Genomic DNA, 9739 nt, shown 5'->3' on the forward strand with positions numbered 1-9739 from the left:
GTCTCTTTAACCTGACTACTGATCAGATCATTAACTATGATGGCAGGATGCCAAAGGAAGTGGTGATTGAAGATAAGACCAGCGCGGAGCAGTTGCGCCTGCTCGCACAGCTCAACGACAAAGACCGCTCTACCGTGCTTTCCATCATCGATACCATGCTCACCAAACAAAAGTTCCAGGAGTTCTTTCAGCAGAACATCCCCGCGCAATAGCGCATAAAAAAAGTCCGGCATGCGCCGGACTAGATAAACTCTTTTTATTAAACAGCAATACATTTATAATTCACGATTTAGCCAAGGCAACATTCCCTTGATTACCTAATCTTTTTTTTAGCTGAGCGATGTACTTTACTATCTGTTTATGAACTTCACCACTATAATTTTTACTTTTTAGCTGTAAAAATTTTAAATCTTCCCCATTACCGACTTTTGAAAAAACGTCTGCGACTTGCAAGGGATATATATCAAACAACTTCTTAAAAAGACTCTCCGCCTTCACATAATCAAAATATTTTGCCGCTGCATATATAAGCATTTCATTCTGCTTTCCTTGCTGAGAAGCGTTAAGCTTTGCTTCCAGCCAGCCTTCAATATTCAGAACACTCGCACTTGCGATTGTATTTCCTATAGCCCATTTTAAACCGTCAGATGACTCCTCACTATCAAATAGCTGCATTAATATTTTTCCATTGAATGGCTTTTCTGCAATAGCAAGAGCCCTTACAAGCATTTGCTGTGAGTTATGTTTATCACTTATTTTAGGCAACCACATTAATAATAATTCAGCAAGCTTCGCATCAACCTTTTTTAGCTTCAACAAATCACCTGAAGCTTGTATATCAAAACCATTCGCCTGCAAGTCATTAATGAACGAGGCTTCAATATTTTTTATCTCCGCTAGCTTCAGCTGCATCTCCCGTTCTTTCTGCTTTTGCATCTCAATATATTCAGGATTCTTCTGCAACTGATTCATAAAGTCTATCGCTTTCATGTCTATGGTTTAACAGGTAAAAAGTTTAAAAAAATATTGCCTTTATTAACTTGATCCATTAAAGGCTGACTTAATTGTGTTGTTGGCCTTACATACAAATCAAACTTTAAACCATTTTGTTGAGCATATTGTACATAATCTTGCAATTGGGATGTGTATGATTGTTTAGCGACGTTTTTAACTTCACTTAGTGTAGTAGTAGTTAAACCATCCGGAACTCGATAAGCAGCCTTTCCGGAAGCTGAAGGGATTCTAGTTGTATTTTGTTCAATACCAGCAGCAGTCATCCCCTCCTTTCCAAGCTGCGCAGGGGTCTTCGCTACTGTTTCCGTTCCCGCAACTACTTTAGAAGTATTAGCAACTGACCCGCTGCCAGCACTTAGTGCGATGCTAAGTCCGCCATCGATATATCCAGCAGCAGTGTTAGCTGTTTGCTCAGAAACACCCGTTGCCTGCAGTCCTTTGCTGATACCCTGCTCTGTAAACGTTTTTGTCTCTTTGCCCGTAAACAACTGCGTAAAACCAGCAGCTGTATTATCAGCACCATGCACCACCGCAGCTCCACCAACTACTGCACCGACACCAGTCCAGGATGTCAGTACACCGCCTGCCGCACCAGCAGCCATTTCAAGCATCCCGCCCAATGCTTTTACTCCACCCCACAAACGTGTACCTAAGCTACCGCAACAAGCCTGGCCTTCGTCCCCTAACGGATCGCTGTAACGAATGGGATTGTTATAATTCGAAGCATAGGGAGACCACATCTCCATGTCCTCTGTCTTCGGATCTATCTGCCACCATCTTCCGATCTGCCCGTCTAATTCACGCAATTGCGCATCGTATACTTCAAGGCCAAGATCCTTTTCATATTCGATGCCATTATACTTGAGCTTATTCTCAGGGTTTCCGAACTCGAGTGCCTTCGATGAGATTCCTGCTTGAATAAGCCCAAACGGATAATAATGACTCTCCTCCAACAAACTCCCCCGCACATGCGTCGCCCCTGATCAAGTCCGGGGAAGCTCTGTAAATTATCAAAGAACACATCACTGTTCGTCTCATTGCTCACCCCGGGTCATTGCCCGGGGCTGGCTACAATATACAAATATCCGTTCTTATTTACCGGCATACCGGTTTTGTTAAATTCCTTCACCACACCACTGCTTTCCACCGGCTCCGCCTAACTCGAACTCCCTACAAACGTAAACTGCTCATCAAACAAGACCCAGTTCAAATACGCCTTTGGTTTGCCGGACACGCCCGGTTGCGTAGCCAGGAACGCTCCCACCTGCGGGTCCAGCAAGGTACTCGTCAGATACGCTGGGTTCAACTTCCCGCCACTCATTCCCGGTGCACTGCCGATCAATGCAGACACAATGGATGTCAGTGGGCTGGTATTCGTTACGCCCGCGCTTCCGCTCCACCACGCACTAAATTTCACATAAAGCGAATCCATTGTTTGCGCTTTCATTCGCACTGATCGTGAATATTATCGATTATCACCTTCACCCGGTATGCCAGAGGATGACATAAGTGTATGAAGATTTGTCTCGTAGAACCAAATCCCCTTGTTGACGTTTTAAGAAGGGTCCGCTGGACTGGCTCGCCGGCAATAAGGATATCAAACTTAACACAACGACCATCAACCGCATGCAAGACATTAACAAGCTGTCTCAAAAAGACAAGGAATTCGTGTTTGAGTTCCTCGATTTTTTATCTAAAGTATAGAAATCAAAAATGCATTCGGCTAAATTGTTATCTAATCGCTTTGGAAGCTACATTCTTTAACACTAAAAGAGACTTCTTAACCTCTTCTTTCATTTTCGCATCCTCTAAGTATACAACATACGATTCTACACTGATAATTAATTGCAGATCTTGCATCGGATCACCATCATATGCAAAACCAAATTCAACTTCGTGCTGATTCATCTCTATTCCTTTAATTAATCTGCTAAAAAAAATATCTAAAGTCAGCTGATCTGATGGATCTAATTCAACTGCCCTTTTTACAAGAGATAATTCTGAACTCCATCTGTAAGGAATAGGGTTTTCAGGCTCTTCTTTGATCCACTTGTTCAACTCCATCTTAAAGACACTATACAAATTGACAGGTATATACTCGTCACAGTTACCTGCTTCCCTGCCAATCTGATAAATAAAATCAATAAACAATCTACGAAGTGTTTTATCCAGATCATTGTATATCAGTATAAATTGCTCAAGCGCTTCAAAAGAAGCTTTTCTTAAGCCTTTTTTTCGCAAATCCAAATATCTTAAATACTCGTTTGCCCACGCCTTTGGTTTAAGCTCGTCTATTCTATATATCATAGTTGCTATGGCGATTTTTGGTTACTTGAGGAAGCAGATTTCCGCAGGGTCATGACAGTGATGCTGCATTAGCTTTCACTATTCCCGCCTGCACTAGAATACGTTTTTTAAATCCCTCTCCTCCTCTGCTCGCAATATACAAACATCCGTTCTTATGCATCGACAAATCGAACTGGCTAAATTGCTTCACTATTCCACTGGCATCCACCTCTTCCGCGCTGCTTTCATGACATAAGGTTATGCCAGGGTTTCGAACAACCCTTACCGGGAGACTACTCGTAAATCTTGAAAATTGATACAGACCTACAAGGTAGCAAGAATGGATTATTTACTTATCTCCACTAGTTATCAAAATTTCAGCATATCATTTAATAATCAGTTAAAAGCAATTTTCAGATATGAACACCGTCAATATCATCACAAACATCAGGGATAAAAAAGGATTGGGCCCGGCCGACCTCGCCACCAACAGCGGCGTATCAAGGGGTATGATAGGTAAGTATGAACGCGGGGAAGCCGTACCGTCTATCAATGCAGCCAGGAAGATGGCCGATGCACTGGAGGTATCACTTGATCATCTTGTCAGAGAAGGGCTGCATAACGGGCTCGATAAAAAAAACGCTGAAGCGGTTGCAAGAACTCACGCAGCTTGATGAGGATAAAAAGAAGACGCTGTACGATCTCATTGATACATAAATCAGGGGTGCTAAAGCAAGAAAAGCCTATGCATAAAGCGATAAAGCCTGGCACGTATCGGGCTTTATTGTTTGTAACAAAAAATACCATTAATTCTTCTGTACCTTAAATCATTTTATAGACTTTACTTGCTGATACAGCTTATATAGGGCAATTATAGTGAGGTGATTGCTTAAGGCTTTGAGCCACCTCCCGATCTATGCAGATATATTCGAGGCACCATCGATCTGCTAAAAATCAGTTTATGTTTCCATAATATTACATAATTAGAATGTCGTCAATCGTATATCTAAAGTCAGTTTGTTGCTGGCCAGAACATGTTAATATTAATGTTAAGTCACTTTCTTTATCATCTATCCAGAGATTGAAGTGAATAGTATATTCTTCAGTGCCGATAATAGGCGTGATATCTAGGTTATTAAAAACATGATCAGGGGGAACGGTTACCTCACCACCATAATCTGAGATAACCGTATTCATCTCTTCAGCTGACACCCTCTTCAAGTAGTCATCCGCTGCCAACTGTCGATATTTTTTATCCTTTAGCTTCAGCAAAATGTTTTTTACTTGCTTGCCAATGCCTATTTCACTCATTTTTCTGTATTTACTATTTTCCTGGAATTCGGGTCTGCGTAGAACCGGTTACTCCAATTGATTTAAAGTATTGATCAGCCATGTGTATTAATTTCTTCGAAAGTTCCGGAGAAAACCCTGCTCCGCGCAATGCCTTATACGCAACAACTCTTTCCTGAGCATAAGTGCCTCTAGATGTCGAACCGCGTTGAACCTGTGTGGCATTGTAGTGTTCACTACCTACTTTCGTAGAAGGCCCATCCAACTGCACTGCCGGATTATTTTCTTTGGAATAGCCTGGGAGATCTCTAACCGCAGCGTCTTGTATTATCTTATGCCCGTCTTTAATACCACTACCAACAAAATCTCCATATCTCCCAGTTAGTGCCGATTGCCTACCACCTCCTTTACTTTTTCCACCCGAGGCTGTAGAAACTACTACCAAAGCTGACTCATAGATAATTTCAAGCGGAGAATTATTACCCTCTCTTCTATTTTGAACAAATTCGTCAATATTGTTTAGTCCTAAAAACTCAAATACTGCATGGCTGAAATCCTTACCAGCAGCCATGATTGGATTATTATCATATTCTTGCTGAGTCGCATTAGTAACTAACCCTCGCTGATCACCGTTTTTATTTCCTCCAAACCAGTCAATAGATCTAATCCTCTGAACAAACTCAGGACTAAGAGTATCACCTAAAAAATCTGTATTTAAAACAGGGTTATTCCCCATTGCAGCATAGGGACTCTCCCCGTCAGTAGGCTTCGGATCTATCTGTAAAAATCTTCCAATCTGTGGATCATGCGTACGATAGAAGGATTCGTACAAATTAATATTAAAATCGCTGTTGAACTCATACTGCTGATACTTCTTCTTATTCTCAGGCCCTCCGAACGATAATGCCTTGCTCGATATCCCCGCCATGGTCAGCCCAAACGGATAATAATGACTCTCCTCCAACAAACTCCCCCGCACATGCGTCGCCCCTGATCAAGTCCGGGGAAGCTCTGTAAATTATCAAAGAACACATCACTGTTCGTCTCATTACTCACCCCGGGTCATTGCCCGGGGCTGGCTACAATATACAAATATCCGTTCTTATCTACCGGCATACCGGTTTTGTTAAATTCCTTCACCACCGACGCTGTACGATCTTATCGATACTTACATCAGGGATGCTAAAGCCAGAAAAGCTTACGCATAAACGATAAAGCCCGGCGATTGCCGGGCTTTATTGTTTATGCAAAAAACAAAATAATTATCAGAACACATCATACTCTTATTACAAGTCAGTTTGATTTGAGAATCAATATCAACTACAGGTCTATTTACTACAGAATCTATTTTTTATTTTCTGTATTTGCGCAGTTACATCGCATATGATGTCTTCGTCTGAAAGAAGCATTCCTCCGGTTGCTACCGGTATATTAATATTAGCCTTTGTCTGTTTTGAAACAGACAACAATACCAATATGTAATAGTTATTTTGAACAACAACTTCGACGCTATCCGATAGCAAAGAAATCTCTTCACACAATGTCAACTTCGATATTGCGTAATTCACGGCACTTGAATCAGTAAAATCAACTCCATCCAAAGATTTTTGAGAATAACCTTTTGAAGAAATAAAGAAAACAATGACCAGACTAAAAACTCTTAAACGCATACGCCAAATTATTTAGAATTCTCAACAATGTTTTTTAAATCTAAATGCCCATTTTCTTCACGGACAGAAACAATTGTACCTTTACTGACTGTTACAACCTTATGCATTTTCTTACCATCTTTTGTAGTGAAGTTTTCATAAGCGACTCCCTCAATCCCCTCTCGATTAATTTTTAGCACACCTTTATCATCTCCTATTTTAATACCGTTAACTATCCCTTCTATATCCTTAGCAACTTTATGAACAATTTCATACAACTCTTTATGATTCTCCATTTTCCGATAAGCTGGAGTATTTTGAGCCGCAAAAGATTCCCATATTTCATGGAGCATCATAGAAGATGAGGTAAAATGCTCTGAACGGTTTTTTTCTACATCATTAAGCTCTATCCCATTTGCGGCCATTTGTCGACCATCTCTAATACCTATATTGAATCCTCCTCCAAGTTGTCTTTTATCATCGAGATACAAATCTATTTCCGTAGTTTGAGGCCCGCTGATAACTTTATCAAAATAACTAAACAATAAAGCTTCTTCCTTACTTAAAGTTTCTCCTTCCTTTACTTTCATCGAAACAACCCCATCATTTACCTGAACGTTTAATTTATTACCGAAATCTCTATTTAAGATATCACTAAACTTTTGTATCACGGTATTCTCATCGCCATAAATTGTAACCTTCAAAATCCGTCCATCTGGATCTTTAAAAAATATTGGATTATTGGCCGCATATGCAAACGGAGATATCGATCCATACTTGTCAGCCAACGGGTCTATCACATGCCATCTTCCTATCTGATTATCATACATCCTTGCTCCGTAATCTAACCATTCTAATCCACTACCATCACTGAACTCTTTCCGTTGCTCTTCCTTGCCATTGTATTTGTATTTATTCTCAGGCCCTCCGAACGCTAATGCCTTGCTGGATATCCCCGCCATGGTGAGGCCAAACGGATAATAATGACTCTCCTCCAATAATTGATCGGTAGTTTGCCTTTAGGGTATTTGCTCAGAAGGTGCTAGTTTCATGATTTTCTCAAACGAATGAACAAATTTAGATTCTACATCCTTGTCAAAAACATAGCCTCTGTAGAAATCATAAAATCTCTTTCCATCATAAACCATTATTTCTTTTACGGAACCGTCTGTCGCGTTAGTTCTTATAGTATCTTTCAAAGAAAAAAGGTCGTTTTGCTTAATTATTCCTTTTATTGAATCTACTTGGGTAATATCCGTCGAAAATCTAATTGTCGAAAACCTGAAAGTTTTAGTTTCTATCGTATTCTCAAACAAGGCTGGTATTTGATCATAAGGAATTTTTTTATAAAATCCCTCAACTGATTTAGCATTTTGTCGAATACTCAAGATAGTTAATGTATCCAAAAAACTGCTTGAGACCAGTAGTATATAAAAATTCATTTGCTCAATGCTTTTACTATCGGGTTCATCAAAAACCTCGTACTTATTATTCCATAGTACACTGTTTGACTCTTTTAATTCGCCCTTCTTATCATGACCATTGGTGCAGGCGAGAAAAAAAGGCATTGACAATAAGTAAAGAAAAATATTTTTCATTATTAAATTAATATTGTTTAAATAATTGATAGCCGTACTTTTCATTCACATACTGTGCCTGTGAAAAAAGTGAAATACCTATAGGGGTTGCTATCATTTGTGGAATCTTATTTCTATGAAAATCAGCTGTATTATAATCTCCTCCCGCAGAAGGCCGAGCCCAGAACTTCAGTAATGCCTTGGGAGAGCCATCTCCTACTGTAGTATTCTTGCCAAGAAGCATATCTAACTTTTCCTGAACATGCGTATGTCCCACCATGAATAAATTTGACTGATTTCCCGGAAATGCCTTATTAATCCAGTGTTGAGCAGTATTAACTGGCGAATTACCCGGAATTGAAATACCGGACACAGATCGATATTCATCCGGAACGTCCACCTGTGAAAACATAATCTCCCTATCGCTTCCTACTTTCCCTACAAATAAAGATTCAAGCCCTTTATTAGCAGGATCACTAAGAATTTTCTGAAGACTTTTCAAGGAATTTTTACCGATAAAAGCTGAAGAATTTTTCCTGACTGCATTACCCATATTTTTATTATTCAACTTTCCATCTGTTGTGTTACTCGCTTCCAACTTGTCGTACTCAACTTTTTCTATATAATGAGTTTGATTTTTTAGTTTATCAGGAATCATTTTTAAAAAAGTCCCCGAGATATCATAAGTCCATGTTGTATCACCTAAGGGGTCTGATAATTTAATGGGATTGTTTAGCATTGCTGCGTAGAGAGAAGTTTCATACGATGGTTTAGGATCTATTTGCCACCATCTGCCCAATTGAGGGTCGTGCGTCCTAAAAAAGGTTTCGCCAATGTTCACTGCAAAAGAGTTTTCATATTCAATACCATTATATTTATATTTATTCTCAGGCCCTCCGAACGCTAATGCCTTGCTGGAGATTCCCGCCATGGTAAGCCCGAACGGATAGTAATCTCCAACCCATTTTTTATGCCCCATCCATTTTTGGGGAACCGGTTTGGGTGTTTCACTCAAAGAACTGCTACAGCCCTAAAAGTAATAGCTTTTATTTTCAATTGAAAGAAAAAAGTGAAGGCATTGCCGCATCTCATGCCGTCTGTTTGCGGGATGCACGACGGCGAAAAAAATTTAGTTGATTGCCCGCTTGAGCTATCGATCAGAACGATGCTTCCCGGGGCAATCAACTAAGTTTTTTTTGCAAGCCAAAGCCGCCGGAGTTCGTTAACTGACTTAACGATTCTTCCGGCGGCTGCGGCAGGTTTGGCGATGGATGATGAGTGTTCCTGCTGTAAGACTCTTAAAAAAAGTTCATCTGTGATCCTGTCGATCGTGGCTATAACCTGCCGCCCGTCCGTGTTACCGAAGTTCTGGCAGGACAGCCTGCATGAACGAAGCAAGGGAGGAGGCACGACGACCGCAGCGTAGAGAAGGAAGGCTGGCCGTCGCCACCATCCGCCATGCGGAAGGCAGCGCTGCAAGAGAAGGCCGAGGAACGAGGCCGATTGCAGCCAGAGGCCCCTGGCACCTTATTCATGAGCCGTAGCGCAGCGGAGGCGTATAAGATGCTAAAGGCTGCCGACGCCGGCAGGTGGCGGTCGCGCGGAGGAGGCCGCCTGGATGCAGCCACAGCAACGCGGCCGAACTGAGTACACTTCCTGCTGTAAGACACCAGCGGTGATGGCGCTGCAGACAGAGGAGCGGCCGGAGTGAAGGCGAGGAAGGCAACGCAAGACCTGTGACAGCCTGCGTAGCGCAGCGGAGCACCCGCAGCGTAGCGGAGGGCGGTGACAGGCAGTTGCGTCTGCTGGCACTGCTCAACGACAAAGACCGCTCTACCGTGCTTTCCATCATCGATACCATGCTCACCAAACAAAAATTCCAGGAGTTCTTTCAGCAGAATATTCCCGCACAATAGCGCATAA

13 protein-coding genes are annotated in these 9739 nt (G+C 41.4%); 3 read left to right on the plus strand and 10 right to left on the minus strand.

Annotated features, from left to right (window positions below):
* Window positions 1-212: hypothetical protein (locus LZZ85_RS27890; RefSeq protein WP_237877365.1), on the plus strand; the 212-nt coding region annotated here is incomplete at its 5' end.
* A 70-nt stretch (window positions 213-282) separates the two neighbouring features.
* Here the strand turns inward: LZZ85_RS27890 and LZZ85_RS27895 are convergent.
* The 4 genes from LZZ85_RS27895 to LZZ85_RS27910 form a co-directional block, all read right to left on the minus strand.
* A complete protein-coding gene (locus LZZ85_RS27895) occupies window positions 283-990 on the minus strand; it encodes a hypothetical protein (RefSeq protein ID WP_237877367.1) in 708 nt (235 codons plus the stop codon).
* Between the two features lie 2 nt (window positions 991-992).
* Window positions 993-1982 carry a putative toxin gene (locus LZZ85_RS27900; RefSeq protein ID WP_237877369.1) on the minus strand — a complete coding sequence of 330 codons (990 nt, stop codon included), beginning with the start codon at window positions 1980-1982 and terminating at the stop codon, window positions 993-995.
* Between the two features lie 188 nt (window positions 1983-2170).
* The gene (locus LZZ85_RS27905) at window positions 2171-2461 is read right to left on the minus strand and encodes a hypothetical protein (protein WP_237877371.1); all 291 of its coding nucleotides are present in this window, start codon (window positions 2459-2461) and stop codon (window positions 2171-2173) included.
* Window positions 2462-2745: 284 nt separating this feature from the next.
* Entirely contained in the window at window positions 2746-3321 is a 576-nt protein-coding gene (locus LZZ85_RS27910; protein ID WP_237877373.1) for a hypothetical protein, read from the minus strand.
* Window positions 3322-3719: 398 nt separating this feature from the next.
* On the opposite strand from LZZ85_RS27910, the gene LZZ85_RS27915 reads away from it, so the two are divergent.
* On the plus strand, window positions 3720-3974 hold the full coding sequence (locus LZZ85_RS27915; RefSeq protein WP_237877375.1) for a helix-turn-helix domain-containing protein: 255 nt from the start codon (window positions 3720-3722) through the stop codon (window positions 3972-3974).
* A 301-nt stretch (window positions 3975-4275) separates the two neighbouring features.
* Here the strand turns inward: LZZ85_RS27915 and LZZ85_RS27920 are convergent, their stop codons facing one another.
* From LZZ85_RS27920 to LZZ85_RS27945, 6 genes are all read right to left on the minus strand, one after another.
* Window positions 4276-4611: a DUF7668 domain-containing protein gene (locus LZZ85_RS27920; protein ID WP_237877378.1), complete on the minus strand. Its 336-nt coding sequence runs from the start codon at window positions 4609-4611 to the stop codon at window positions 4276-4278.
* A gap of 13 nt (window positions 4612-4624) precedes the next feature.
* Window positions 4625-5569, minus strand: a complete 945-nt coding sequence (locus LZZ85_RS27925) for an RHS repeat domain-containing protein (protein WP_349291757.1) — start codon at window positions 5567-5569, stop codon at window positions 4625-4627.
* 349 nt (window positions 5570-5918) lie between these two features.
* Complete coding sequence (locus LZZ85_RS27930) at window positions 5919-6260, minus strand: hypothetical protein (RefSeq protein ID WP_237877382.1); 342 nt, start codon at window positions 6258-6260, stop codon at window positions 5919-5921.
* An 8-nt stretch (window positions 6261-6268) separates the two neighbouring features.
* Window positions 6269-7237 (minus strand): RHS repeat domain-containing protein, encoded by a 969-nt coding sequence (locus LZZ85_RS27935; protein WP_255724381.1) that lies wholly within the window; start codon window positions 7235-7237, stop codon window positions 6269-6271.
* 21 nt (window positions 7238-7258) lie between these two features.
* Window positions 7259-7837 (minus strand): hypothetical protein, encoded by a 579-nt coding sequence (locus LZZ85_RS27940; protein ID WP_237877386.1) that lies wholly within the window; start codon window positions 7835-7837, stop codon window positions 7259-7261.
* A 7-nt stretch (window positions 7838-7844) separates the two neighbouring features.
* Window positions 7845-8831: an RHS repeat domain-containing protein gene (locus LZZ85_RS27945; RefSeq protein ID WP_237877388.1), complete on the minus strand. Its 987-nt coding sequence runs from the start codon at window positions 8829-8831 to the stop codon at window positions 7845-7847.
* 721 nt (window positions 8832-9552) lie between these two features.
* On the opposite strand from LZZ85_RS27945, the gene LZZ85_RS27950 reads away from it, so the two are divergent.
* Window positions 9553-9732 (plus strand): hypothetical protein, encoded by a 180-nt coding sequence (locus LZZ85_RS27950; protein ID WP_237877391.1) that lies wholly within the window; start codon window positions 9553-9555, stop codon window positions 9730-9732.
* The last annotated feature ends 7 nt before the right edge of the window (window positions 9733-9739 follow it).

Source organism: Terrimonas ginsenosidimutans, from assembly GCF_022012415.1.
Lineage (GTDB): Bacteria > Bacteroidota > Bacteroidia > Chitinophagales > Chitinophagaceae > Terrimonas_A > Terrimonas_A ginsenosidimutans.